Origin of the sequence: Actinomycetospora straminea (assembly GCF_028737255.1) — a bacterium.
In the GTDB taxonomy this organism is placed as follows: domain Bacteria; phylum Actinomycetota; class Actinomycetes; order Mycobacteriales; family Pseudonocardiaceae; genus Actinomycetospora; species Actinomycetospora straminea.
Genome location: NZ_JAQZAN010000023.1, coordinates 79,531 through 103,401, shown reverse-complemented (window position 1 = coordinate 103,401; position 23,871 = coordinate 79,531). Strand labels below are relative to the sequence as shown.

The following is a 23,871-nucleotide window of genomic DNA, read 5'->3' as shown; positions in this document are numbered from 1 at the left end:
CACCATCACCTTCAAGATCAACCACTTGAAGTTCAACGCTGGCTGACGCTACCGAGCGGCCACGGCCGGGTCGCTCGGGTGGTGCTCTCCAGAACGATCTCCCGGGAGTGTCGTGGGCGTCGTCGGCCCCCGGTTCGACGCGCACGACAGCCGCGACACCCTCGAGAGATCAGGATGGAGACGTCGTCCGCGCCCCTGCCGGTCGTCCGAGGCCGGTCATCGCCCGGTCGACGGTGCGGTGGACGTCGCTCGGCGGCGCCGTCGGGTCGGGCCGCCACGCGGGCAGCGCGTCGGGCGCTTGCGACGGGGCGACGCTGTCGGCGCCGTACTCGACGAGCCACCACAGGGTCGACCAGGGGTCGAGGACCCGGGCGAGCCGCTGGCCGCCGTGGAACGCGGTGGGCTCGGTGACCACCTCCGCACCCGCCGCCCGGGCGCGGGCGGTGACCGCGTCGACGTCGCGCACGTAGACCCACAGCAGGCCCGGGGTGGGCGCCCAGTGCGGCTTCGCGTCGCACAGCATGATCGTCGAGGACCCGACGCGGACCTCGGCGTGGATGAGCAGGCCGTCGGCGTCCACGGCGTGCGCGGCGAGGGTCTCGCGGGCGTCGAGGACGTCGGTGACGAACCGCAGGAAGCCCTCGGCGCCGCCGGGGCCGCGGACGGCGACGAAGGGGTTCACGGAGCCGTAGCCCGGGGGCAGGTCGTCGCGCGCGAGGACCGGGGGGAGTGCGGCAGCTCGGGTCATGCACCGAGTGTCGCGAGCGAGGCGGACGGGAACGGTCCGCCTCGTCGCCGGCCCCCTACTTCTTCTCCCGCCACCCGCGCTCGAACGGCAGGCGCCAGGCGTTCGGCGCGATGAGCTGGTGGATCGCGTTCGGGCCCCAGGACCCGACGGGGTACGGCTTGACCGGGGGCGGGTCGGCGAGCAGGGGGATCGAGCGCTCCCACAGCGACTCGATGCCCTCCGACGTCGTGAACAGCGTGTGGTCGCCGCGCATGGCGTCGAGGATGAGGCGCTCGTAGGCCTCGAGGACGTCGGCGGCCTCGCCGGTCTCCTGCGTCGAGAACTGCATGGAGAGCTTCTGCAGCCGCATGCCCGGCCCGGGCCGCTTGCCGTAGAACGACAGGGAGACGCGCGAGGAGTCCGCGAGGTCGAACGTCAGGTGGTCCGGGCCCTGGGTGCCGACGCCCGAGCCCTGCGGGAACATCGTGCGCGGCGCCTCCTTGAACGCGATCGAGATGATCCGCTGGCCCTCGGCGAGGCGCTTGCCGGTGCGCAGGTAGAACGGCACGCCGGCCCAGCGCCAGTTGTCGAGCCCGACCTTGAGCGCGATGAACGTCTCGGTGTCCGAATCTCCGGCGACGTCCTCGTGGTCGCGGTAGCCGCCGAACTGCCCGCGCACGACGTGCTCGGGGTGGATCGGCAGCAGCGAGCGGAAGACCTTGTTCTTCTCCTCGCTGATCGACCGCGGCTCGAGCGCCGTGGGCGGCTCCATGGCCACGAACGCCATCACCTGCATGAGGTGGGTGACGACCATGTCCTTGTAGGCGCCGGTCGCCTCGTAGAACGAGGCGCGGGTGTCGAGCCCCAGCTCCTCCGGGATGTCGATCTGGACGTGGTCGATGAAGTTGCGGTTCCAGATCGGCTCGAACAGCCCGTTGGCGAAGCGGAACGCGAGGATGTTCTGCGCCGCCTCCTTGCCCAGGAAGTGGTCGATGCGGAAGACCTGCGACTCGTCGAAGACCTCGTGGACGAAGTCGTTGAGCTTGACCGCGCTCTCGAAGTCGTGCCCGAAGGGCTTCTCCATGACCACGCGCGAGCCGCCGACGAGGTCGGCGTCGCGCAGCATCTCGACGACGGCCTGGGCGGCCTTCGGCGGCACCGAGAGGTAGTGCAGCAGCCGCGCGTCGTCCCCGAGCCGCGACTGCGCCTCCTTCACCGCCGACGTCAGCCCCTCCGGCCCGGCGCCCTGGGGCACGTAGGTCAGGCGGTCGGCGAAGTCCTCCCAGGCGTCCTCCGCGAGCCGGTGCATGCCGTAGTTCTGCACGGCGTCGTGCGCGAGGGCCCGGAACTGCTCGGTGTCGAGGTCCTCCATCGCCGTGCCGACGATGCGGATCGCGGGCGCCAGCTCGGACTCGGCGAGGTAGGCGAGACCGGGGAGCAGCTTGCGCTTCGCGAGGTCGCCGGTGCAGCCGAACAGCACGATGACGTGGGGGAGGGTCGGCTCGAGGTCGCGCCGGAAGGGACGCGAGCCGGGACCGGGGTACGCGATGGACTCGGGCTGGCGGTCGGCCATACCGGGACCGTAGCCCGCGCAGGTGACGATCGTGGGTCGCCGCGACCGGACGTTCAGCCGCCGTCCTCCAGGATCCGGCGCAGGGTCTCCAGGTCGCGGGCGACCGCGTCCGCGTCGGCGGCGAAGTCGTCGTCGCTCATCCCGGGGCGACGCCGGACGTGGAAGACGACCTCGGCGCCGTCGTCCAGGCGCACGACGCGTAGCGGGTTGTCGACGTCGGTGCCGTCGGGCAGGCGCACGACGTGGTCGAGCACGCCGAGGTCGTTGGCCGGCGCGAAGGTGATCTCGACGTGCCCCAGGGGTGAGTCGGCGGTCCACGTCCCGGGTCGGTCGGGGGCGGGCTGCACCTGCGCGCTCGCCAGCCCCGCGGCCCAGTCGACGAGGTGGCGCGGGTCGGCGGCGTAGGCGTACACCTCGCGCCAGTCGCGGGCGATCACGGTGCGCACCAGCCGGGTCTCGGTCGTCATGGGCGTGATCCTGGCGCGGGCGGGCGTCGGCGTCGTGGATCGGTCGGACACCCTGACGGAGCGCCGCCAGACCCCGTGCGGCGATCAGGACTCCGGGGACGACACGGCGTCGGCGGCCCGGGTGACGGGGCAGCGGCCGGTGTGGTGGCCGCAGGCGACGGGGTCGCAGAGCCGGCAGACGCGGCGGGCGGCGTCGCGACCGGTGGTCAGGCCGGCGAGCAGCTTCTCGGCGAGGCGGCCGGCGGCGTCGCGCTCGTCGTCGTCGAGGACGTCGAGGAGGTCGTCGAGGGCGGCCGCGCGCACGCGCAGCGCGTCGCCCGCCACGCGGCGCCCGGTGTCGGTGGGCACGAGGGCGTGGGTGCGCCCGTCGGGACCCGCGCGCTGCTCGAGGAGACCGGCGTCCACGAGGCGGGCGACCAGGCGCGTCGTCCCGCTCTGCGTGAGGCCCAGCAGGCGGCGCAGCGTCTCCTGCGACGTCCCGCCGAGCGCCGTCGTGAGGACGACCAGCGTCGCGGTCTCGGCCGCCGGCCGGCCGGTCGCCTCCTGCGCGGCCGCCTCGACGCGGCCGGCGGTGGCGAGGCCGAGAGCGCCGAGCAGGTTCGCCACCCGGTCGGTCCCCGCCGTCACAACACATGACTCGCTCATGTGTCGGATGCTACGGTCCGCCGCGCGGTGTGCCCACGGGGTCGGACCCCCGCGAGCAGGACCGACGAGGAGGAACCGTGCCGTACGTCCAGCTCGGCGACGTGGCGATGGCCTACGAGGACGACGGGCAGGGCGACCCGCTCGTCCTGCTCCACCCCGGCCTGGCCGACGCCCGGGCCTGGGCGCCCTGCGTCCCCGGCCTCGCCCGGCACTTCCGCGTGCTGCGCCCCGACCAGCGCGGGCACGGGCGCACCGCCGACGTCGAGGGCCCGATCACCGCCGACGCCCTGGTCGGCGACACCGTCGCGTTCCTCGAGCAGGTCGTCGGCGGGCCGGCGCGCCTCGTCGGGCACAGCACCGGCGGCTTCCTCGCGCTCCTCGTCGCGCTGCGCCGCCCCGACCTCGTGCCGCGCCTCGTGGTCTCCGCGAGCGTGTTCCACCACGACGCCTGGGCACCCGGCGTCCTCGACCTCGACGAGGAGACGACGGCGTTCTTCGCCGGGTACCACGCCGAGGTCTCGCCCGACGACCCCGAGCACTTCGGTGTGTTCGCCGCGAAGATGGACCGGCTGCACCGCAGCGAGCCGGCGCTCGCCGTCGACGACCTCGCGGCCTACCCCCACCCCGCGCTCGTGCTGGTGGGCGACGCCGACGACGAGATCCCGATCGAGCACACCCTCGCGATGCGCGACGGCCTGCCCGACGCCCGGCTGGGGGTCGTGCCCGGCGCCGATCACGGCGGGCCGGTCGGGAAGACCGCGGTCTACGAGGCGATCCTGCTGGACTTCCTGGCCCCCTGAGGCTCCCCGAGGCCCCCTGCGCCGGTGTGCGCCCCGCCCGTCACGGGCACCACGCCGCATGACCACGACCGCCGCAGGGCCGGCGACGGGCCGGTCCGTCCTCGCCGGGGTCCTCATCGGGGTGGGCGTCGCGGCCTTCATCGACGAGACCGTCTTCCACCAGCTGCTGCACTGGCACCACTTCTACGACGGCTCGACGCTCGAGGCGGGCCTGGTGTCCGACGGCGTCTTCCACGCCGGCGGGTGGCTGGCGATCGTCGTCGGCCTGTTCCTCTTCGCCGACCTCCAGCGACGACGGGCCACCGTCCCGAAGCGGGTGTGGGGCGGCGGGTTCCTGGGCTGGGGTGCCTTCCAGGTCTACGACGGGCTGTTCCAGCACAAGGTGCTCGGGCTGCACCAGATCCGCTACGAGGTCGACCTGCTGCCCTACGACCTCGCGTGGAACATCAGCGGCGCGATCGGCGTCGTCGTCGGCGCGGTGCTGCTGGTCGGGCGGGCACGTGCCGTGGACGCCCGGTGAGCACCACCGGGTGGTGGCCGGCGCTCCCGCTGGTCGCGGTGGCCCTGGCCTACCTCGCGGGCGGGCGGCGGCTGCACCGCCGGGGCGACCGCTGGCCGGTGCGCCGGTGGGTCGCCGCGGCGGCCAGCGTTGTGACCCTCGCGGTCGCGCTGCTGCCGCCGCTCGCGACGCACGCGCACCACCTGTTCGCCGTCCACGTCGTCGCGCACCTGCTGCTCGCGATGGTCGCGCCGCTGCTGCTCGCGCTGGCCGCGCCGGTGACGCTGGCGCTGCGCGCCCTGCCGGCGGGTGGGCGCCGGCGCCTGCTCGCCGTGCTGCACAGCGCCCCCGCGCGGGTGGTGACGTGGCCGCCGGTGGTCCTCGTGCTCGAGCTCGGCGGGATGGCAGCGTTCTACCTCACCGACCTCTTCGCCCTCGCCCTGGCGCACCCCGCCGTCATGGCGCTGGTCGACCTGCACATGGTGCTCGCCGGCTTCCTGCTCGCGACCCTCCTCGTCGGTCCCGACCCCCTGCCGCGCCGCCCCGGGACGATCGGCGCGCTGCTGACGCTGCTGGTCGCGGCGGCCGGGCACGACGTGCTCGCCAAGCTCCTGTACGCGCGCCTCCTGCCCGACGGGGCCGGGAGCGCGGCGGACGTCCGGCTCGGCGCGCAGGTCATGTACTACGGCGGCAGCGCGGTCGAGGTCGCGCTCGCCGTGGCGCTCATGGCCGCCTGGTACGCGCGCGGCGGCCGGGAGCTGCGGCGCGAGCAACGGCGGACCGTCAGCGCACCGGCGCCGGCGCCGGCTCCGTCCCCGACGACTCCGACCCCGACCCCGAGGACGACGGCTCCGGCCGCGACCCCAGCACGCGGGTGAGGGCGGCGAGCAGGTCGGGGACGTCGTCGCGCGGCACGACGGCCTGGACCAGGGTGACGCCGTCGGGGTGCTCCGTCGCGTGCGCGAACGCCGCGCGCAGCTCGCCCACCGTCGTCGCCCGGGTGGCCGTGAGGTGCTCGCCGTCGCCCATGGCCCGGGCGAGCGCCGGCCAGTCCCAGCGCGCGATGTCGTTGTAGGGCTCGTCGGGGCCGTGGATGGCGCGCTCGACGGTGTAGCCGTCGTTGTCGACGACGACGACCACGGCGGGGATGCGCTCCCGGAGCACGGTCGCGAGCTCGGTCGCGGTCATCTGGGCGGCGCCGTCGCCGATGAGCAGCACCCCGCGGTGCCCCGGGTGCGCGGCGCACGTGCCCAGCAGCGCGGGCATCGTGTAGCCGATCGAGGCCCACAGCGGCTGGCCGACGAAGGTGACGCCGGCGGGCAGGCGGTGCGGGGCCATGCCGTAGAAGCTCGTGCCCTGGTCGGCGAGCACGATGTCGCCGCTGCGCAGGGCCGCGCTGACCTCCCGCCACAGGCTCGTCTGGCTCAGCGTCTCCGCGTCGGGCGCGGGCTCGGCGTCGGGCGTGGGCGCAGCGAGGGGCTGCGACGGGGCCGGTCCGGTGCGGCGCGCCGCGACCTCGGCGATCAGCGGCGTGAGCGCGGCGAGCGCCGTCGGGAGCTCCACCGGCGCGAACGTCGCCGCCCCGACCGTCGCCGAGCGCGGGCCGACGTCGATGGTGCGGCTGCGCGTGATGTGCTGGGTGAACATGCCGCTGTCGAGGTCGGTGAACGTCACCCCGGCGACGACGAGCACCGCGGCGTCCTCGATCGCGGTGCGGGTGGCCGGTGGGCTCGCCGCGCCGGTGTACGTGCCGGCGAAGCGCGCGGCGCTCTCGTCGACGAGGCTCTTCGCCCACGGCGTCGTCGCGTGCGGCAGGGGACCGGCGGCGAGGAGGTCCGCGAGGGTCTCCGCGGCGCCGAGCCGGTGGACGATCAGCCCGGCGAGCACCGCGACGTCGTCGGGGGACGCCGCGGTCTCCAGCAGCCGGCGCGCGGCGTCGACGAAGCCCGCCAGCGCCTCGGGGTCGGTGGTGTCGACGGGCGCGGGCAGGGGCGTGGTGGCCTCGGGGACGGGTGCGGCGGCGACGTCGGCGGGGACGACGAGGTAGCCGGGCAGGCGCTGGTCGCGCACCGCGCGCAGCACCCGGTCGATCTCGGCGACCGCGTTCTCGGGCGTGAGCGAGGCCCGCGCGCAGGTGATGTCGGCGTGCATGGCGGTGAAGTGGCCGAACACCCCGTCGCCGAGGGTGTGGTGCACGGGGCGGCGCTGGGCCTGCGCGGTCAGCGCGGGCGCCCCGACGACGTGCACCACCGGGACGTGCTCGGCGTAGGCGCCGGCGATCGCGTTGATGGCGCTGAGCTCGCCCACCCCGAACGTCGTGCACAGCGCCGCGATCCCGCGCGGGCGCCCGTAGCCGTCCGCGGCGTAGCCGGCGTTGAGCTCGTTGGTGCACCCGGTCCAGCGCACCGTCGGGTGGTGGGTGACGTGGTCGAGCATGGCGAGGCTGTAGTCCCCGGGGACGCCGAAGACCCGGTCCACCCCCAGCTCGGCCAGCCGGTCGACGAGGTGGTCCGCGACGGTGTATCCGCTCACGCGCGGCAGACTCTCATCGTCGGCGGCACCCGGACCAGGCTCGGGAGGACAGCACGGTGCTCGTGTCCGAGGAGATCCGCGCGGCGGTCGCGGCCGGGCGGCCGGTCGTGGCGCTGGAGACGACGATCGTCACCCACGGCCTGCCGCGGCCCCGCAACCTCGAGGTCGCCCGGGCGGCCGAGGACCTGCTGCGCCGGGCGGGCGTCGTGCCGGCGACGATCGGCGTGGTCGCGGGGGAGCCCGTCGTCGGCCTCACCGGCGAGCAGCTGACGCACCTGGCCTCCGGCGAGCGGGTGGAGAAGCTCAGCGTGCGCGACCTGCCGGTGGCGGTGGCGCGCGGCGTCGACGGGGGCACCACGGTCGCCGCGACGGCGTGGCTCGCCCACCGCGCCGGCATCCGCGTGTTCGCGACCGGCGGGCTCGGCGGGGTGCACCGCGGCGCGTCGACCACCTTCGACGAGTCCGCCGACCTCGTCGCGCTCGCCGGGCTGCCGATCACCGTGGTGTCGGCCGGCGTCAAGTCGATCCTCGACGTCCCGGCGACGCTCGAGCGCCTCGAGACCCTCAACGTCACCGTGCTCGGCTACCGCACCGACGCGTTCCCGGGCTTCTACGTCACCGACGCCGGTGTGCCCGTGCCCGCACGGGTGGACGCGCCGGCCCAGGCGGCGGCGGTGATCCGGGCCCGCGACGCGCTGGGCCTGTCCGGGGCGGTGCTGCTGGCGAACCCCGTCGCCGCCGCGGCGCAGCTCGACGCCGCCGAGCACCGCGCGGTGCTCGACGCCGCGCTCGCCGCGGCGGACGCGGGCGGTGTCACCGGTCACGACACGACCCCGTTCCTGCTCGACCACGTGCACCGGGCCACCGAGGGACGCAGCCTCGAGGTGAACACGGCGGTCTACCTGGGCAACACCGCGCTCGCCGCCGACGTGGCCGCGGCCCTCGGCGCCCCCGCGGCACGCACGTGAGCAGCGCGATCGTGTAGGAACAGGCGGTCGACGGGTACCGGCGACGGAGCGATGGCGAGGGGAGACAGCGTGACCGGCAGCGAGGTCGACTGGGACGCGGAGCGCAGGGCGTTCGCGGCCGAGCACGCGACCGAGCGCGCGCAGGGCCACGACGCCTACCCCGCGTCCGGCGCGGCGCCGAGCGGTGGCCCCCGCCTCGGCCTGCTCTCGCAGGCGGTCGGCGAGCTCACCCGCGTCCTGCTGGCCACGCCCGACGGCGGCGGGGTCAACGAGGTCCTCGAGCGGGTCGTGGACCTCGGCGCGCGGGTGGTCCCCGCCGCCGACGTCGTCAGCGTCACCCTGCGCCGCGGGGGCCGCGACGGCTACTCGACGCCCGCGTACTCCGACCAGCTCGCCGTCCGCATCGACCAGGCGCAGTACCGCCACGAGGAGGGTCCCTGCGTCCGCGCGCTCGAGGCCGGCGGGCTCGGTGTCGCCGGCAGCGACGACCTCGCCCACGACGGGCAGTGGCCGCGGTTCGGCCCGGCCGCCGCGGCGCTCGGGGTGGGCAGCGTGTTCGCGGTCGGGCTCTTCCCGGTCGGCGAGAAGCGCCCGCTGCGGGGGGCGTTGAACTTCTACCGCCGCGGCACCGGCGGGTTCGGGCAGGCCGACCGCGAGGCGGGGCTCCTGCTCGCCGCCCACGTGTCGACGGCGCTGGCCTACGTGTCGGTCACCGAGGCCTCGCAGCTGCGCGACGTCGAGTTCCAGACCGCGCTCGACTCGCGCGACGTCATCGGCCAGGCCAAGGGCATCCTCATGGAGCGCCGCGGCCTGCCCGCCGACGAGGCGTTCGACGTGCTCCGGCGGGCGTCGCAGGACCTCAACGTCAAGCTGCGCGACGTCGCCTCCACGCTCGCGGAACGGCGCGCCGATCTCTGACCCGACCGGTGATCGGCCCGTGCGCGAGGATCACGCCGTGACCGACGAGGACACCCCCGCCGCCGGCAGCCGCGCCGCCCGTGCCCGCGCGGTCCTGGGCGACGCGGCACGGCGGGCGCGCGAGCTCGACCGCTCCGAGGGGCTGCGCGCCGCGGTGCAGCGGGTGCGCCGGGCGCTGCCCGGCGACGCGCACTTCGGCGACCCGCTCTCGCTCGGCGGCGCGAAGCACGCCGAGTTCGTCGGACGCGCCGTCGTCGACCTCACCGGCGACCGCCCCGGCGTCACGCGCGAGGTGTCGCTGGGCGGGCTGCAGCTGTGGCAGGCGGTGCTCGAGCGGTTCGGCGGCGGCGCCGGCGAGCGGGAGGTCGCGCTCGTGTTCACCGACCTCGTCGAGTTCTCCCGCTGGGCGCTGCAGGCCGGCGACGACGAGGTGCAGCGCGTCCTGCGGGAGGTCAGCGAGGCCTGGGAGAAGCCGGTCACCGACCGGGCGGGCACGGTGGTCAAGCGCCTCGGCGACGGGATGATGGCCGCGTTCGCCGACCCGGTCGAGGCGCTCGAGGCGGTGTTCGCCGCACGCACCCGGCTCGCGGACGTGCACGCCGACGGCTGGACGCCGCGGATGCGCGCGGGCCTGCACCTCGGTCGGCCGCGGCGGGTCGGCGGCGACTACCTGGGCGTGGCGGTGAACACCGCGGCGCGCCTCGGTGACCGCGCCGGGCCCGGCGAGATCCTCGTCAGCGGGGAGCTGCTCGCCCGCCTCGACGAGGCGAGCCTGCGCGTGCGCCGCAAGCGCTGGCACACGCGCCTCAAGGGCACCCCCGAGGACCTGCAGATCTTCTCGGTCGACCGGCCCTCCTGACCGGGGGTCAGCGGCCCGCGAGCGCGTCGTAGGCGAGGCCGGTCGCGCCGGCGTAGACGACGTGGTGCAGGGCGTCGGTGGCCGCGGCCGACGCCCCGTAGCGCGGGGTCGGCGAGCCGAGGCCGAGCGCGGGCATCATCACCTGCTCGGCGCCGAGGACCGCCGCGAGGTGGATCACCGACGCCAGCGGGCCGCGGCGCCCGGCGAGGTCGAGCGCGCCACGGGCGAGGCCCCAGGCGGTGCCGTAGCCCCAGTGCGCGACGGTGTTGAGCCGTTGCTGGGCGTCGTCGTCGGCGGGGCGGACGCCGGTGACCTCCGCGACCGCCTGTGCCGGGGTCGTCGACGCGCCGCGGCCCTGCAGGCGCATCTCGATCGTGCTCGACACCGTCATCGCCGCGGTGCCCAGCAGGCCGGCGAGCGCGCCGCGGCCCAGCGCGAGCACGGTGCGGTCGGCGGGACCGAGGCGGTCGGCGGGTCGGGTGGTCAGGGTGGCGGTCACGAGGGTCCCTCCCGGGACGGTGGGGTGCGGTCGCCCGCGGGTCCCCGTCCGCCCCGACCGCTCACACGCCCGCGACCGCGGCGCACGCTCGCGGGGCCGTGACCCGGTCGTTCAGTGCCGCAGCGTCGCGCTCGGCGAGCGGCCGTACCGCTCCCGGTAGACCACCGAGAAGCGTCCCGGGTGGCCGAACCCCCAGCGCGCGGCGATCGCCTCGACGCGGTCGCCGCGCGTGGGGTCGGCGGCCTGCAGGTCGCGGTGGGCGTTCTCGAGGCGGACGCGGCGCAGGTACTCCAGCGGCGTGGTGTCGCGGTGGCGGCGGAAGGCGAGCTGCAGCGACCGCGGGCCGATCCGGGCGGCCTCGGCGATCTCGGTGAGCCCGATGTCCCGGTGGGCGTGGGCGTCCATGAACTCCGCGGCGCGGCGCACGGTGCCCGGCTCGGCGGTCCCGCCGTCCCGCGCGCCGGGGTCGGTCAGCGCGTCGAGGGCGGTGTTCGGGAACGTCGCGAGCAGGGCGACCGCGAGCTGGCGCACGGCGTCCGCGCGGACGAGCGGCGAGGCCATGAGCTCGTCGGAGGCCAGCACGTCGTCGTCGACGTGGGCGGCGACGCGCGACCAGTGGGCCGCGAGGGCGGGCGAGACCGGTGCCGAACCCCTGAAGGCGATCGCCTCGGGCTCCAGGCCCGAGACCTCGGCGCCGACCCGGACGACCTCGGTCTGGTCGACCATGCAGACGCGGGCCGTGAGGTCGTCCCACCCGGTCTCGTAGGGCGCCCAGGCGGGCAGGAGCGCGAGCGGGCCGGTGACGCGGCCGGTGCCGTCGTCGACCCAGTTCGGCCCGCCGTCCAGGGTCTCGACCACCACCAGCGCGGGCGTCGGCTGGGAGTAGGTGCGCAGCCCGCCGGAGTGGCGCAGGCGGCTGATCTCGAGGGGACCGGCCGCGGCGCCCTCGACCCAGAACACGAAGTCCTCCGAGGGGACGTCCACCGGCGCCAGGTCGGTGTAGGTCTTGCGCACGTACTCGGTGGCGGCCTCGGGGTCGGTGCTCGCCCACCGGTAGCGCAGGACCGGCTCCGGTCCGCTCTCGCCGTCCGTCATCCCACCCTCCTCGATCGATAGTGCACAACCGAGTATGACCGAGCGGTCCCGGATGGGCGAGAGGGTACTTCGCCACGCTGCCGATCAGGCAGGTCGATCAGCGCTGGGCGGCCACGGCCGCGTCCCCCGTAGAATCCTGGGCGGCTGACCAGTTTTCCTCGGGAAGGTGCGCTCCGTGGCCTACCTGCTGCTCGCGATCGCGATCCTGTGCGAGGTCGTCGCGACCGTGTCGCTCAAGCTCTCCGAGGGCTTCACGCGGCTCGTGCCCTCGATCGTCGTGGTCGTCGGCTACCTCGCGGCGTTCGGGCTGCTCTCCCAGGCGCTCGCCCGGGGCCTGGGCGTCAGCGTCGCCTACGGCGTGTGGGCCGCCGCCGGCGTCGCCCTCGTCGCGATCGTCGGCACGCTCTTCCTCGGTGAGTCCCTGACGTGGGTGCAGGTCGGGGGCATCGCGCTCGTCATCGCCGGCGTCCTCGCCCTCGAGCTCGGGGCCCGGAGCGCGGGCGCGGCGTGACGAGCACGCTGCCGGAGACCGACGGCCGCCGTCGCAAGGGCGAGGAGCGCCGACGGCTGCTGCGCGCGGCGACGATGCGCGTCATCTCCCGCGGCGGGGTGGCCGCGGTGACCCAGCGGGCGGTGGCGGCCGAGGCCGGGCTCGCGCCGAGCCTCGTGAGCTACCACTTCCCGACCGTCGACGCGCTGCTGCGGGCGACGCTCGCCGCGGTGAACGACGAGTGGGTCGGCGCGCTGGAGCGCTGCGCGCAGCAGGACGACCCGCTGCCCCCGCTGGCGGCGCTCGTCGCGGCCGGGTCGGTGGAGCCGGAGGGCTCGGTCGACGCCGAGTACGAGCTGTTCCTGCAGGCCGGGCGCCGTGCCGGACTGCGCGACGAGTGGGAGCGCTGGACCCGCGCGCTCGACGCCGCGCTCGCCCCCGTCGTCCCGGACCCGCGGCGTCGCGCGGCGGTGGGCGCCGCGGTGGACGGGCTGTTCCTGCGCTGCTGGTGCGACCCGGCGCCGTGGACCGCGGCGGACGTCGAGGAGGTGCTGCGGGCCCTCGTACCCGGGGTCCCGGGGTGATCGTCGCGTCTGGTGCGGCGCGGGAGGATCCCGCTACGGTCGCCTCCTCGGTGGCCCTCCGGGCGACCCCGAACACCGCGGACGCGACGATGAAGAAGCTCGCCGAGCTGCTGGTCTGTTTCCTGCACCCCGTCGCGGTGGTGCTCGTCTGGCTCAACCTCGTCGTGCGCCCCGAGCTCAGCGGCACCGCGAAGATCGTCTGGGCGGTCCTGGCCCTCGTGCCGATCGTGCCCTTCGTCTACGTGCTCACCGGCGGCGAGCTGTGGGAGGGCAAGCAGCGGACGGCCTAGAGCGATCCGGTGCTGCGCATGCGTCGGCGGGTAGCCCGGAGAGGATGACCCACGCCCGGGTCATCACCTACGGTCGTCGGACCGCGGTCGAGCAGCCCGCCGCGGCGACCCGACCCCGATCCGCCGACCTCGACCCGCCGACCTCCGCGTCGGCCTGGAGTCCGCATGCTCGAGCGGGCCCGGACGCTCCGGGGAGCCGACCTCGCGACGGCTCTCGGCTTCCCGCCGCCCGGCGACGCCGCGTGGGCCGGCATCGCCGAGTCCGGCGCCGGGAGCGTCGAGCTGAAGGTGCTGCTCGTGCCCCGGGAGGGCTCGACCCTGCGCCTCGCCGGACGCCACGGGCGCGTGCGGACCCGGCGGCTGCACCTGCTCGACACGCGCGACCTCGCCCTCGCCCGCCACGGCGTCCACGTCCGCCTGCGCGACCGCGGCCGCGACCGCTGGGACCTCACCGTCCGCGTCCGCGGCGAGGACCCCGTGCCCGGCGGCACCCCGCCGACCGCCGCGCGCGTCGAGCTCGACGTGCTGCCCGGCGTCGTGTTCCGCAGCACCGAGGTGCGCGAGCCCCTCCCCGCCGGGCGCGCGACGGCCTGCCGCGACGGGCGGGTCGACGTGCACGACCTGCTCACCGACGACCAGGCGGCCCTGCTCGCGGGCGCGGTGCCGGACCTCGCCGGCGTCGCGCTGGGGACGCACGGGCCGTTGGTCATCGAGCGCGCCTCGGTGCCCCGCCCGCGGTGCCGGCTCGCCCACGCCCGCCACGAGCGCTGCCGCTTCCCGGGCGGGCGGGTGCTCGAGGAGTTCTCGGCGCGCTGCGCGCCCGCGGACGCCCGCGTCACCGCCGAGGCCGTCGCCGGGTTCCTGACGCGCCACGGCCTCACGCCCGAGCCGCCCCACCGCACCAAGACCGCGGTGTGGGCCGACGTGCTGCGCGCCCGCCCCGCCTGAATCTGCGGCGGTCAGATCACCAGCGAGGTCTGCACGGAGTACTGCGAGGCGCGGTAGATGTGCCGGCCGAGCTCGACGAGCCGCCCCGTGTCGTCGTAGACGAGGCGCTGCATCGTCACGCAGGCCGCGGGCTCGGTCTCGCCGAGGAGTCCGGCCTCCTCGGTGGTGACGAGGCGCGCGCCGATGGTCTGGTGCGCGATGGCGAAGCCGACGCCCTGCGCGCGCAGCGTCGCGTAGAGGCCGCGCTCGCGCAGGTCGTCGTCCTCGAGGCGGAACCGGGCGGGCAGGTAGTTGGACATGATCGCCAGGGGCTCGCCGTCCACCCGCCGCAGACGGCGCAGGTAGGTCAGCGGCTCGTCGACCTCGACGAGGTCGTCGACGCCGAGCTCGGCGGGCGTGCCCGACGCGCGCTCGAGCAGCTCCGTCGACGGCTCGTGTCCTGAGGACGCGAGGTCGTCGTGCAGGCTCGAGAACTTGACGTCCCGCCGGATCGGCGGTGCCGCGACGACCTGGGTGCCGACGCCGCGCTTGCGCACCAGCAGGCCCTTGCGCACGAGCTCCTGGATCGCCTGGCGCGCCGTGGGGCGGGCGAGGCCGAGGCGGGTGGTCATGGCCAGCTCGTTCTCCAGGCGATCACCCGCGCGCAGGCGGCCGTCGCCGATCGCGCGCTCGAGGGCGACCGCGAGCTGGTGGTAGAGCGGCACCGGGCTGGAGCGGTCGAGGTCGATGTCCAGCTCGACGGGCCCGGAGGCGACGGTCATGGTGGTCAGCGTAGCGGCTGCCGCAGCGTTCGTCTCTATGACCGTATGTCTGGACAAAGTATTGACGCTGCCGTGTCGCGCTGCTTAACGTCCTCGTCATCGCCGCGCCACCGTGCGACGGCGGGGACCCACCAGCCCGCGACCAGCCGAGGACAGCCCATGAGCACCGCTCCGCGCACCGCGCCGGAGGTCCTGACGTTCGGTCGCAGCGGCGTCGACATCTACCCGCTGCAGACCGGGATCGGCCTCGAGGACGTCGAGACCTTCGGCAAGTTCCTCGGCGGCACCACCGCCAACGTCGCGGTCGCCGCGAGCCGGCTCGGTCGGCGTGCCGCGATCATCACCGGCGTCGGCGACGACCCGTTCGGCCGCTACGTGCGCCGCGAGCTGCGCCGGCTCGGCGTCGACGACGCTCACGTCGTGACCGACCCGCACCACCTCACGCCCGTCACCTTCTGCGAGATCTTCCCCCCGGACGACTTCCCGCTGTGGTTCTACCGCCGGCCCACCGCCCCGGACCTGCAGGTGCGCACCGCCGACGTCGACCTCGCCACCGTCCGGGAGGTCGACCTGCTGTGGCTGTCGGTCACCGGGCTGTCCGAGGAGCCCAGCCGGCAGACCCACCACGACGTGCTCGCCGCCCGCGACCGGCGCGGCCACGTCGTGCTCGACCTCGACTACCGCCCCATGTTCTGGCCCGACGCCGCGACCGCCACCTCCGAGGTCCAGAAGGTGCTCGGCCAGGTCACGGTCGCGGTCGGCAACCGCGAGGAGTGCGAGGTCGCGGTCGGCGAGACCGCCCCGGAGCGCGCGGCCGACGCGCTGCTCGAGGCCGGCGTCGAGGTCGCCGTGGTCAAGCAGGGCCCCCGCGGGGTGCTGGGCAAGACCCGCGACGGCGAGCGGGTCGTCGCCCCGCCCATCCCCGTCACCCCGCTCAACGGCCTCGGCGCCGGCGACAGCTTCGGCGGGTCGCTCGCGCACGGGCTGCTGGCGGGGTGGGACCTCGAGACGGTGCTGACCCGGGCCAACGCCGCCGGCGCCATCGTCGCCGCGCGGCTCGAGTGCTCCACCGCCATGCCCACCCCCGACGAGATCGACCACCTGCTCGAGAAGGGCACCCTGCTGTGAGTGAGGCCGTGAGCCAGTTCGCCGCCACCCACGACGCGGTCCGCGCGATCCGGGCCACCGAGCCCGAGCGGGTCGCCAAGCTCCTCGCCGCCCGCCGCCGGCGCCCGTTCGTCCCCGCCGACGGTCGCCTCATGATCGTCGCCGCTGACCACCCCGCCCGCGGTGCGCTGTCCGCCTCCGGGCGCGCCGACGCCATGGCCAGCCGTCCCGAGCTGCTCGACCGCCTCGTCGCCGCGCTGGCCCGCCCGGGCGTCGACGGCGTGCTCGCGACGGCGGACATCCTCGAGGACCTGCTGCTGCTCGGCGCGCTCGAGGACAAGGTCGTCGTCTCGTCGCTCAACCGCGGCGGCCTCGCCGGCGCGACCTTCGAGATGGACGACCGCATGACCGGGTACGACGTGCGCGGCACCGTCGAGTCGGGGTTCGACGCCGCCAAGATGCTGACCCGCATCGACTACGACGACCCGGCCACGGTCGCGACGCTGCAGGCCTGCGCCGAGGCCGTCACTGAGCTCAACCGGGCGCAGACCGTCGCCATGGTGGAGCCGTTCATCTCGCGCCGGGTGGAGGGCAAGGTCGTCAACGACCTGTCCACCGACGCCGTGGTCCGGTCCATCCACATCGCGCAGGGCCTCGGCGCCGGCAGCGCCTACACGTGGATGAAGCTGCCGGTGGTCGACGAGATGGAGCGCGTCATGGACGCGACCACGCTGCCGACGCTCCTGCTCGGGGGCGACCCGACCACCGCACCCGACGAGACGTACGCGTCGTGGCGCCACGCGCTCGCGCTGCCCGGCGTGCGCGGCCTCATCGTCGGGCGCACCCTGCTCTACCCCGCCGACGACGACGTCGCCGGCGCCGTCGACACCGCCGTCGCCATGGTCCGGCCGGAGGTGGCGCCGTGAGCGCGCCGGCCCGCACCGAGCTGCACCTGCCGGCGGGCGCGGCCGCGACGCACGGCTACGACCTCGAGGTGACCCCCGCCGTCGCCGGCTGGGCGCACTCGAGCCTGCGCACCCTGACCCTCCCTGCCGGCACCACCCACACCCACGACACCGGCGACGAGGAGATGATCGTCGTCCCGCTGTCCGGCGGCGTGACGGTCACCGACGGCGTCACCGAGCACGTGCTCGCCGGGCGACCCGACGTCTTCGCCGGACCGACCGACACGGCGTACCTGCCGCGCGGCACGACGGCCACGATCCGGGCCGCGGAGGGGCCGGCCCGGGTCGCGCTCACCGGCGCGCGCACCGACGTCGTGCTGCCGTTCCGCCACCTCCCGGCCGCCGACGTGCCCGTCGAGCTGCGCGGTGCCGGGCAGTGCAGCCGCCGGGTCCGCAACTTCGGGGCCGCCGGCGTGGTCGAGGCCGGCAGCCTCATCGCCGTCGAGGTCGTCACCCCGGGCGGGAACTGGTCGAGCTACCCCGCCCACAAGCACGACGAGGAGAGCGACACCGAGTCGGCCCTCGAGGAGATTTACTACTACGAGATCGCGCCCGGCCCGCACGGCGAGCCCGGTCTCGGCTTCCACCGCACGAGCTCGTCGCCCGCCGGGGACGTCGACGTCCTCGTCGAGGTCCACGACCGCGACACGGTGCTCGTGCCCCACGGCTGGCACGGCCCGTGCGCCGCCGCCCCCGGCCACGACATGTACTACCTCAACGTCATGGCCGGCCCGGGCGAGCGCGCCTGGAAGATCACCGACCACCCCGACCAGGCCTGGGTCCGCGCCACGTGGGCGGACCAGCCGGTCGACCCGCGATTGGTGTCCACCGATGACTGACACGGTCCGCCTCACCGTCGCCCAGGCCCTCGTCCGCTTCCTGGGCGCCCAGTACTCCGAGCGCGACGGCGTCGAGCAGCGGCTGTTCGCCGGCTGCTTCGGCATCTTCGGGCACGGCAACGTCGCCGGCGTCGGGCAGGCGCTGCTCGAGGCCGAGCTGGCCGAGGTGGGCGGGCAGGACAGCGGGGCGCTGCCCTACGTCCTCGGCCGCAACGAGCAGGCCATGGTGCACTCCGCGGCCGCGTACGCCCGGATGAAGGACCGCCTGCAGACCTGGGCCGTGTCCACGAGCGTCGGTCCCGGCGCGACCAACATGGTCACCGGCGCCGCGCTCGCCACGATCAACCGGCTGCCGGTGCTGCTGCTGCCCGCCGACACCTTCGCCGACCGGGCGGCGTCGCCACTGCTCCAGGAGCTGGAGCTGCCGGCCTCGGGCGACGTCACCGTCAACGACTGCTTCCGCCCGGTCTCGCGGTACTTCGACCGGGTGTGGCGCCCGGAGCAGCTGCCCTCGGCGATGCTCGCCGCGATGCGGGTGCTCACCGACCCCGCGGAGACCGGCGCGGTGACGGTCTGCTTCCCGCAGGACGTGCAGGCGCAGGCCCACGACTGGCCGGTCGAGCTGTTCGCGAAGCGGGTCTGGCACGTCGCCCGGCCGCTGCCCGAGCGCGCGGCGCTCGCCCGCGCCGCGGAGGCCATCCGCACGGCCCGGCGACCGCTCGTCGTCGCCGGCGGCGGGGTCCACTACAGCGGCGCGACGGCAGCCCTGGCCGCGTTCTGCGAGGCCACCGGCATCCCGGTCGGCCAGAGCCAGGCCGGCAAGGGAACGCTGGTGTTCGACCACCCGCAGTGCCTCGGCGCGATCGGGTCCACCGGCACCACGGCGGCCAACGCGATCGCCCGCGACGCCGACGTCGTCATCGGCGTCGGGACCCGCTACTCGGACTTCACCACCGCGAGCCGCACCGCCTTCCAGGCGCCCGACGTCCGGTTCGTCAACGTCAACGTCGCCGGGCTCGACGCGGTGAAGCACGCGGGCATCGGCGTCGTCGCCGACGCCCGCGAGACGCTGGAGGCGCTGACGACCGCCCTGGCCGGCCACCGCGTCGACGACGCCTACGAGGCGGAGTACCGCCGCCTCGACGCCGAGTGGGAGGCGACCGTCGACGCCGCCGAGTCAGCGACCGAGTCGAACGGCCTGCTCACCCAGAACGCCGTCATCGGCCTGGTCAACGACCTCACCGACGCGCGCGACGTCGTCGTCTGCGCCGCGGGCTCGATGCCGGGTGACCTGCACAAACTGTGGCGCACGCGCGACCCGAAGGGCTACCACGTCGAGTACGGCTACTCGTGCATGGGCTACGAGGTCGCCGGCGGGGTGGGCGTGGCGATGGCGTGCCCCGACCGCGACGTCGTGGTCATGGTGGGCGACGGCTCCTACCTCATGATGGCGACGGAGCTGGTGACCGCCGTGCAGGAGGGCGTCAAGGTCATCACCGTCCTCGTGCAGAACCACGGCTACGCCTCGATCGGCGCGCTCTCCGAGGAGCTCGGCTCGCAGCGCTTCGGCACCCGGTACCGCTACCGCTCGGGCAGCGGACGGCTCGACGGCGAGCGCCTGCCCGTCGACCTCGCCGCGAACGCGGCGTCCCTCGGGGTGCGGGTGATCTCCGTACGCACCGCCGACGAGCTCGCCGCCGCCCTGCGCGAGGCCAAGGCCGCCACGGAGAGCGTCGTCGTCCACGTCGAGACCGACCCGCTCGTCCCCGCACCGGACTCCCGCTCCTGGTGGGACGTCCCCGTCGCCGAGGTGGCCGCGCTCGAGTCCACCCAGCGCGCCCGCAAGACCTACGACGACGCCAAGTCGACCCAGCGTTCCTTCCTCCACCCCAGCGAAGAGGTGTCTCCCTCGTGACCTCGATCCGCGTCGGCTCCGCGCCCGACTCCTGGGGCGTCTGGTTCCCGGACGACCCCGACCAGACCCCGGCCGACCGCTTCCTCGCCGAGGTCGCGGCCGCCGGCTACGACGTCATCGAGCTCGGCCCGTACGGCTACCTGCCGACCGACCCCACCGAGCTCGCCGACACCCTGCGCACCCACGGCCTGACCGTCTCCGCGGGCACGGTGTTCGAGCACCTGCACCGCCCGAACAGCTTCGACCACGTGTGGGACCAGGTCACGCAGGTCGCCTCGCTGACCCGCGCCGTGGGCGGCGAGCACCTCGTCGTCATCCCCGAGCCGTGGCGCGACCACAAGACCGGCGCGCCGCTGGAGTCGCCGACCCTCGACGCCGCGGGCTGGGACCGCCTGACCACCGGCATGGACACCCTCGGGCGCCGGGTGCTGGAGGAGTACGGCCTGCGCGTGCAGTTCCACTCGCACGCCGACTCGCACGTCGGCTACCAGTCGGAGATCGAGCGGTTCGTCGAGTCCACCGACCCCCGCTTCGTCAACCTCTGCCTCGACACCGGGCACGTCGCCTACTACCGCGGCGACAACGTCGCGATCATCCGCCAGTACCCCGAGCGCATCGGCTACCTGCACCTCAAGCAGGTCGACCCCGCGGTCATCGACCGCGTCGAGGCCGAGGACCTGCCGTTCCCGGACGCCGTCAAGGCCGGCGCCATGATCGAGCCGCCGCACGGCGTGCCCTCGATGCCCGAGGTCCTCGGCGCGATCGAGGAGGCGGGACTCGACGTCTTCGCCATCGTCGAGCAGGACATGTACCCCTGCCCGCCCGACCAGCCGCTGCCGATCGCGCAGCGCACCCACACCTACCTCGGCTCGTGCGGCACCGGTTCGGTCCGCATCGGCACGCCGGCCGGAGAGGAGATCCGCTCGTGAACGACGAGATCCGCATCGCGGTCCTCGGCGTCGGCAAGATGGGCTCGTTCCACGTCGACAGCCTCACCCGGCGCACCCGCGGCGCCCGCGTGACGGTGGTCGGCGACGTCTCCGACGAGCAGGCCCACCGCGTCGCCGACCCGATCGGCGCCCGCGTGGTCGCCGACCCCGCCGAGGCCATCGCCGCCGACGACGTCGACGCGGTCGTCATCGCGACCCCCGGCAGCGCGCACGAGGCGCAGGTGCTCGCCTGCCTCGAGGCCGGCAAGCCCGTCCTGTGCGAGAAGCCGCTGACCACCGAGGCGGCGACCGCGGCCGCGGTGTACCGCCGCGAGACCGAGCTCGGGCGCCGGCTGATCCAGGTCGGGTTCATGCGCCGCTTCGACCACGAGTACGCCGCGCTGCAGCAGATGATCGCGGGCGGCGAGCTCGGCGCGCCGCTCATGCTGCACTGCACCCACCGCAACCCCGCGGTGCCCGAGTTCTTCGACTCCGAGTACATGATCCGCGACTCCGTCGTGCACGAGGCCGACTCCGCGCGCTTCCTGCTCGGCGAGGAGATCGCCGCGGTCAGCGTGGTGCGCGGACGCCCGACCGCGGACGCCCCGCCCGGGGTGTCGGACCCGATGCTCGTGCTGTTCGAGGCGGACTCCGGGGCCCTCGTGACCGTCGAGATCTTCGTGCGCACCGGGATCGCCTACGAGGTCCGCACCGAGGTCGTCGCCGAGCACGGCTCGGCGATGATCGGGCTCGACCAGAACGTCGTGACGAAGCGGCGCGGGGGGACGTGGGGCGGGACCATCACCCCGGACTTCGTGGCCCGCTTCGGCCAGGCCTACGACGACCAGGTGCAGCGCTGGGTGGACGCCGCCCGCGCCGGGATCGCGTCGGGCGGCGACGCCGTCGACGGCCCCGGCAGCTGGGACGGCTACGCCGCCGCGGCGATCTGCGAGGCCGGGGTGGCCGCCGTCGTCAAGGGCGAGCGCATCGAGACCGGGATGGAGGCCCGGTCCGGGGCCGGCGGGGCGATGGGGGGTGTGGCGTGAAGCTCGCCCTCGACGCCCAGATGTTCCACCGCACCCACGCGGTGACCGACCTGCCCGACGCCGTGGCCCGCGCCGGCTACACGTGGATGGAGCTCTCCCCGAAGGAGGACTTCATCCCCTTCTTCGCCCACCCCCGCGTCGACTCCGCGACCGTCGCCACGCTGCGGCGCCGGGCCGCCGACGCCGGCGTCGGCATCTCCTCGGTGCTGCCGGTGCTGCGCTGGTCGGGCCCGTCCGAGGACGCCCGGCAGGCCGCCGTGCGCGCCTGGCGGCGCGCGATCCGGATCGCCGTCGACCTCGGCGTGGACACGATGAACACCGAGTTCAACGGCCGCCCGGAGGCCGCGGAGCACGCCGAGGCGATGTTCCTGCGCTCGTTCGAGGAGCTGGCCCCGGACTTCGAGCGCGAGGGCATCCGCCTCGTGCTCGAGCCGCACCCCGACGACTTCATCGAGGACGGGCACGCCGCGGTCGACATGGTGGCCGGGCTGGACCGCGACTGGGTCACGTTCCTGTACTGCACCCCGCACACGTTCCACCAGGGCAACGACCCGGCCGGGATCATCGCCCGCGCCGGGGCGCGCGTGACCAACGTGCACCTGGCCGACACGCTGAACCACACCGCGTCGGGCGGCCTGCGCTACATCGTCAACCCGCCCGGGTCCACGGTCCGCGTGCACCAGCACGCGCCGATGGGCACCGGCGAGGTCGACTTCGACGCCGTCTTCGCGGCGTTGGCGGCGGCCGGCTTCGACGGCACGCTGACCCACTGTGTGTTCGGGTGGGAGGAGCGCGCGACCGAGGTGGTCACGGGCGACCGCGACACGATCACCGCCCTCGTGGCGAAGCACTTCGGCTCGGACACCGTCCTCGAGCCCGCACCCGGGAGGAACCCCTGATGGAGACCCTGCACCACTGGGCCGGCGGCGCCGTGCTCAAGTCGACGTCCGACCGTTCCGGCGACGTCACCGACCCCGCCACCGGCGCGGTGACGCGCCGGGTGGCGTTCGCGTCCGAGGACGAGGTCGCGGCCGTGATCGCGGCGGCGTCGGCGGCCTTCCCGCTCTGGCGGGACACGTCGCTGACCAGGCGCACGCAGATCCTGTTCCGGTTCCGCGAGCTGCTCAACGCCCGCGCCGACGAGCTGGCCGCGATCATCACCGCCGAGCACGGCAAGGTGCTCGCGGACGCCGCGGGCGAGGTCGCGCGCGGCCAGGAGGTCGTGGAGTTCGCGTGCGGGATGCCGCACCTGCTCAAGGGGTCGGCCACCGAGAACGCCTCGACCGGCATCGACGTGTCGTCGATCCGCCAGCCGCTCGGCGTCGTCGGGATCATCAGCCCGTTCAACTTCCCGGCGATGGTGCCGATGTGGTTCTTCCCGATCGCGATCGCCGCGGGCAACACCGTGGTGCTCAAGCCCTCGGAGAAGGTCCCGTCCGCGGCGCTGTGGATGGCGGAGCTGTGGCGCGAGGCCGGACTGCCCGACGGGGTGTTCAACGTGCTCAACGGCGACAAGGTCGCCGTGGACGGGCTGCTCACCCACCCCGACGTCAAGAGCATCAGCTTCGTGGGTTCGACGCCGATCGCGCGCTACGTCTACGAGACCGGCACCGCGCACGGCAAGCGCGTCCAGGCCCTCGGCGGGGCGAAGAACCACGCCGTCGTGCTGCCCGACGCCGACCTCGACCTGGCCGCCGACCAGGCCATCAACGCCGGCTTCGGCTCGGCGGGGGAGCGCTGCATGGCGATCTCGGCGGTGGTCGCGGTCGGCTCGTGCGGCGACGCGCTGGTCGAGAAGATCGCCGAGCGGGCCCGCGGACTGCGCACGGGCGACGGGCGTCGTGGCTGCGACATGGGCCCGCTCGTCACCGCGGCGGCCCGCGACCGGGTGTCGGGCTACGTGGACGCCGGCGAGGCCGCCGGGGCGTCGCTGGTGGTCGACGGGCGCGGCGTCGCGCCCGACGCCGACGGGGAGGGCTTCTTCGTCGGCCCGACGCTGTTCGACCACGTCACCCCCGACATGTCGATCTACACCGACGAGATCTTCGGTCCGGTGCTCTCGGTGGTCCGCGTCGACACCTACGACGAGGCCGTCGCGCTGATCAACGCCAACCCGTACGGCAACGGGACGGCGATCTTCACCAACGACGGCGGCGCCGCACGACGGTTCCAGAACGAGGTCGAGGTCGGGATGATCGGCGTCAACGTGCCGGTCCCGGTGCCGATGGCCTACTACAGCTTCGGCGGCTGGAAGAACTCGCTGTTCGGCGACACCCACGCCCACGGCGCGGAGGGCGTGCACTTCTTCACCCGCGGCAAGGTCGTCACCACCCGCTGGATCGACCCCGCCCGCCGCGGCGAGGCCGGCGAGCTCGACCTCGGGTTCCCCCGCAACAGCTGACGCGTGCCCGAGGG

Annotated in this window: 26 protein-coding genes; 18 read left to right on the top strand and 8 right to left on the bottom strand. The window is 74.9% G+C overall.

Features of this window, described 5'->3' with window-relative positions; translation table 11 throughout:
• Positions 1 to 169: 169 nt before the first annotated feature.
• The 4 genes from PH190_RS25605 to PH190_RS25590 form a co-directional block, all read right to left on the bottom strand.
• Complete coding sequence (locus tag PH190_RS25605; protein WP_274234366.1) at positions 170 to 748, bottom strand: VOC family protein; 579 nt, start codon at positions 746 to 748, stop codon at positions 170 to 172.
• A gap of 55 nt (positions 749 to 803) precedes the next feature.
• Entirely contained in the window at positions 804 to 2,300 is a 1,497-nt protein-coding gene (gene zwf, locus PH190_RS25600; RefSeq protein WP_274234365.1) for a glucose-6-phosphate dehydrogenase, read from the bottom strand.
• A 53-nt stretch (positions 2,301 to 2,353) separates the two neighbouring features.
• Positions 2,354 to 2,767: an SRPBCC family protein gene (locus PH190_RS25595; protein ID WP_274234364.1), complete on the bottom strand. Its 414-nt coding sequence runs from the start codon at positions 2,765 to 2,767 to the stop codon at positions 2,354 to 2,356.
• 84 nt (positions 2,768 to 2,851) lie between these two features.
• Positions 2,852 to 3,412, bottom strand: a complete 561-nt coding sequence (locus PH190_RS25590) for a MarR family winged helix-turn-helix transcriptional regulator (protein WP_274234363.1) — start codon at positions 3,410 to 3,412, stop codon at positions 2,852 to 2,854.
• A gap of 77 nt (positions 3,413 to 3,489) precedes the next feature.
• On the opposite strand from PH190_RS25590, the gene PH190_RS25585 reads away from it, so the two are divergent.
• From PH190_RS25585 to PH190_RS25575, 3 genes are read left to right on the top strand one after another with little or no spacing between them, the layout of a single operon-like run.
• Positions 3,490 to 4,212: an alpha/beta fold hydrolase gene (locus PH190_RS25585; protein WP_274234362.1), complete on the top strand. Its 723-nt coding sequence runs from the start codon at positions 3,490 to 3,492 to the stop codon at positions 4,210 to 4,212.
• Between the two features lie 58 nt (positions 4,213 to 4,270).
• Positions 4,271 to 4,732, top strand: a complete 462-nt coding sequence (locus tag PH190_RS25580) for a DUF2243 domain-containing protein (RefSeq protein WP_274234361.1) — start codon at positions 4,271 to 4,273, stop codon at positions 4,730 to 4,732.
• A complete protein-coding gene (locus tag PH190_RS25575; RefSeq protein ID WP_274234360.1) occupies positions 4,729 to 5,589 on the top strand; it encodes a cytochrome c oxidase assembly protein in 861 nt (286 codons plus the stop codon). Before PH190_RS25580 ends, PH190_RS25575 begins: the two co-directional genes overlap by 4 nt.
• Here the strand turns inward: PH190_RS25575 and PH190_RS25570 are convergent.
• Complete coding sequence (locus PH190_RS25570) at positions 5,495 to 7,243, bottom strand: alpha-keto acid decarboxylase family protein (protein WP_274234359.1); 1,749 nt, start codon at positions 7,241 to 7,243, stop codon at positions 5,495 to 5,497. The two genes, PH190_RS25575 and PH190_RS25570, sit on opposite strands and share 95 nt — an antisense overlap.
• A gap of 56 nt (positions 7,244 to 7,299) precedes the next feature.
• On the opposite strand from PH190_RS25570, the gene PH190_RS25565 reads away from it, so the two are divergent.
• From PH190_RS25565 to PH190_RS25555, 3 genes are all read left to right on the top strand, one after another.
• The gene (locus PH190_RS25565) at positions 7,300 to 8,211 is read left to right on the top strand and encodes a pseudouridine-5'-phosphate glycosidase (protein ID WP_274234358.1); all 912 of its coding nucleotides are present in this window, start codon (positions 7,300 to 7,302) and stop codon (positions 8,209 to 8,211) included.
• A 69-nt stretch (positions 8,212 to 8,280) separates the two neighbouring features.
• Positions 8,281 to 9,129 carry a GAF and ANTAR domain-containing protein gene (locus PH190_RS25560; protein ID WP_274234357.1) on the top strand — a complete coding sequence of 283 codons (849 nt, stop codon included), beginning with the start codon at positions 8,281 to 8,283 and terminating at the stop codon, positions 9,127 to 9,129.
• Positions 9,130 to 9,166: 37 nt separating this feature from the next.
• Positions 9,167 to 9,988, top strand: coding sequence for an adenylate/guanylate cyclase domain-containing protein (locus PH190_RS25555; RefSeq protein ID WP_274234356.1), 822 nt, complete (start codon positions 9,167 to 9,169; stop codon positions 9,986 to 9,988).
• A gap of 7 nt (positions 9,989 to 9,995) precedes the next feature.
• Here the strand turns inward: PH190_RS25555 and PH190_RS25550 are convergent, their stop codons facing one another.
• Complete coding sequence (locus PH190_RS25550; RefSeq protein ID WP_274234355.1) at positions 9,996 to 10,487, bottom strand: hypothetical protein; 492 nt, start codon at positions 10,485 to 10,487, stop codon at positions 9,996 to 9,998.
• 111 nt (positions 10,488 to 10,598) lie between these two features.
• Entirely contained in the window at positions 10,599 to 11,582 is a 984-nt protein-coding gene (locus PH190_RS25545) for a helix-turn-helix transcriptional regulator (RefSeq protein WP_274234354.1), read from the bottom strand.
• Between the two features lie 175 nt (positions 11,583 to 11,757).
• Here PH190_RS25545 and PH190_RS25540 point away from each other — a divergent pair, with 175 nt between their 5' ends.
• The 4 genes from PH190_RS25540 (at position 11,758) to PH190_RS25525 (ending at position 13,894) form a co-directional block, all read left to right on the top strand.
• On the top strand, positions 11,758 to 12,093 hold the full coding sequence (locus tag PH190_RS25540; RefSeq protein ID WP_274234353.1) for a DMT family transporter: 336 nt from the start codon (positions 11,758 to 11,760) through the stop codon (positions 12,091 to 12,093).
• Positions 12,090 to 12,656, top strand: coding sequence for a TetR/AcrR family transcriptional regulator (locus tag PH190_RS25535; protein WP_274234352.1), 567 nt, complete (start codon positions 12,090 to 12,092; stop codon positions 12,654 to 12,656). The genes PH190_RS25540 and PH190_RS25535 overlap by 4 nt, the downstream gene beginning before the upstream one ends.
• A gap of 50 nt (positions 12,657 to 12,706) precedes the next feature.
• On the top strand, positions 12,707 to 12,946 hold the full coding sequence (locus PH190_RS25530) for a hypothetical protein (protein ID WP_274234351.1): 240 nt from the start codon (positions 12,707 to 12,709) through the stop codon (positions 12,944 to 12,946).
• Between the two features lie 165 nt (positions 12,947 to 13,111).
• A complete protein-coding gene (locus tag PH190_RS25525; RefSeq protein ID WP_274234350.1) occupies positions 13,112 to 13,894 on the top strand; it encodes a CYTH domain-containing protein in 783 nt (260 codons plus the stop codon).
• Between the two features lie 11 nt (positions 13,895 to 13,905).
• Here the strand turns inward: PH190_RS25525 and PH190_RS25520 are convergent, their stop codons facing one another.
• On the bottom strand, positions 13,906 to 14,655 hold the full coding sequence (locus PH190_RS25520) for a GntR family transcriptional regulator (RefSeq protein ID WP_274234349.1): 750 nt from the start codon (positions 14,653 to 14,655) through the stop codon (positions 13,906 to 13,908).
• 159 nt (positions 14,656 to 14,814) lie between these two features.
• Here PH190_RS25520 and iolC point away from each other — a divergent pair, with 159 nt between their 5' ends.
• From iolC to PH190_RS25480, 8 genes are read left to right on the top strand one after another with little or no spacing between them, the layout of a single operon-like run.
• Positions 14,815 to 15,783: a 5-dehydro-2-deoxygluconokinase gene (gene iolC / locus PH190_RS25515; RefSeq protein WP_274234348.1), complete on the top strand. Its 969-nt coding sequence runs from the start codon at positions 14,815 to 14,817 to the stop codon at positions 15,781 to 15,783.
• 8 nt (positions 15,784 to 15,791) lie between these two features.
• Positions 15,792 to 16,688 carry a class I fructose-bisphosphate aldolase gene (locus PH190_RS25510; RefSeq protein ID WP_274234347.1) on the top strand — a complete coding sequence of 299 codons (897 nt, stop codon included), beginning with the start codon at positions 15,792 to 15,794 and terminating at the stop codon, positions 16,686 to 16,688.
• Positions 16,685 to 17,566 carry a 5-deoxy-glucuronate isomerase gene (gene iolB, locus PH190_RS25505; RefSeq protein ID WP_274234346.1) on the top strand — a complete coding sequence of 294 codons (882 nt, stop codon included), beginning with the start codon at positions 16,685 to 16,687 and terminating at the stop codon, positions 17,564 to 17,566. The genes PH190_RS25510 and iolB overlap by 4 nt, the downstream gene beginning before the upstream one ends.
• Positions 17,559 to 19,481, top strand: coding sequence for a 3D-(3,5/4)-trihydroxycyclohexane-1,2-dione acylhydrolase (decyclizing) (gene iolD / locus PH190_RS25500; protein WP_274234345.1), 1,923 nt, complete (start codon positions 17,559 to 17,561; stop codon positions 19,479 to 19,481). Before iolB ends, iolD begins: the two co-directional genes overlap by 8 nt.
• Positions 19,478 to 20,410: a sugar phosphate isomerase/epimerase family protein gene (locus tag PH190_RS25495; protein WP_274234344.1), complete on the top strand. Its 933-nt coding sequence runs from the start codon at positions 19,478 to 19,480 to the stop codon at positions 20,408 to 20,410. The genes iolD and PH190_RS25495 overlap by 4 nt, the downstream gene beginning before the upstream one ends.
• Positions 20,407 to 21,456 carry a Gfo/Idh/MocA family protein gene (locus tag PH190_RS25490; protein WP_274234343.1) on the top strand — a complete coding sequence of 350 codons (1,050 nt, stop codon included), beginning with the start codon at positions 20,407 to 20,409 and terminating at the stop codon, positions 21,454 to 21,456. Before PH190_RS25495 ends, PH190_RS25490 begins: the two co-directional genes overlap by 4 nt.
• Complete coding sequence (locus PH190_RS25485; protein WP_274234342.1) at positions 21,453 to 22,355, top strand: sugar phosphate isomerase/epimerase family protein; 903 nt, start codon at positions 21,453 to 21,455, stop codon at positions 22,353 to 22,355. The genes PH190_RS25490 and PH190_RS25485 overlap by 4 nt, the downstream gene beginning before the upstream one ends.
• The gene (locus PH190_RS25480; RefSeq protein ID WP_274234341.1) at positions 22,355 to 23,857 is read left to right on the top strand and encodes a CoA-acylating methylmalonate-semialdehyde dehydrogenase; all 1,503 of its coding nucleotides are present in this window, start codon (positions 22,355 to 22,357) and stop codon (positions 23,855 to 23,857) included. The genes PH190_RS25485 and PH190_RS25480 overlap by 1 nt, the downstream gene beginning before the upstream one ends.
• Positions 23,858 to 23,871: the final 14 nt, after the last annotated feature.